This window comes from Polaromonas sp. P1_E3 (assembly GCF_056405935.1).
Window position 1 is genome coordinate 1 of the sequence record NZ_JBFUBD010000818.1, and the last position, 612, is coordinate 612.

Sequence of the window (612 nt, forward strand, 5' to 3'; positions counted from 1 at the left end):
CTCGCACCTTTTAACGCCTGGGTCGTGCTCAAGGGGCTGGAGACGCTGAACATTCGCATGCAGGCGCAAAGCGCCAACGCCCTGGCCGTTGCAAGGTGGCTTGAAACGCAGCCAGCGGTGGCGCGCGTTTATTACCCCGGCCTCGAATCGCACCCGCAGCACGAACTGGCCATGCGCCAGCAATCAGGGCTGGGTGGCGCGGTGCTGTCGTTTGACGTGCGTGGCGACACGCCGGAAGCGGCCCGCGCCAATGCTTTCAAGGTGATCAACAGCACGCAGGTGCTCAGCATTGCGACCAATCTCGGCGACACCAAAACCATCATCAGCCATTCAGCCACGACGTCGCATGGGCGCCTGAGCGAAGAGCAGCGCCAGGCCGCCGGCATCGGCCAGGGCCTGGTTCGCGTGGCCGTCGGGCTGGACCACGTGGACGACATCAAGGCCGACCTGACCCGCGGCCTGAGCCTTATCGTATGACTGCATGACTGCATGACTGCCCCAATGACCCAAAAAACCAGAACCCGCTTCGCGCCTTCACCCACCGGATTTATCCACCTCGGCAATATCCGCTCCGCGCTGTATCCCTGGGCATKTGCCCGCGCCACCGGTGGC

The 612-nt window shown here is 63.8% G+C and carries 2 protein-coding genes; both read left to right on the forward strand.

The features are described 5' to 3' along the window. The coding region (locus AC1D0Z_RS23715; protein WP_477660561.1) for a PLP-dependent transferase at positions 1-477 on the forward strand (477 nt) is incomplete at its 5' end. Positions 478-501: 24 nt separating this feature from the next. Beyond that, on the forward strand, positions 502-612 hold a 111-nt coding region (locus tag AC1D0Z_RS23720; protein ID WP_477660562.1), incomplete at its 3' end, for a glutamate--tRNA ligase family protein.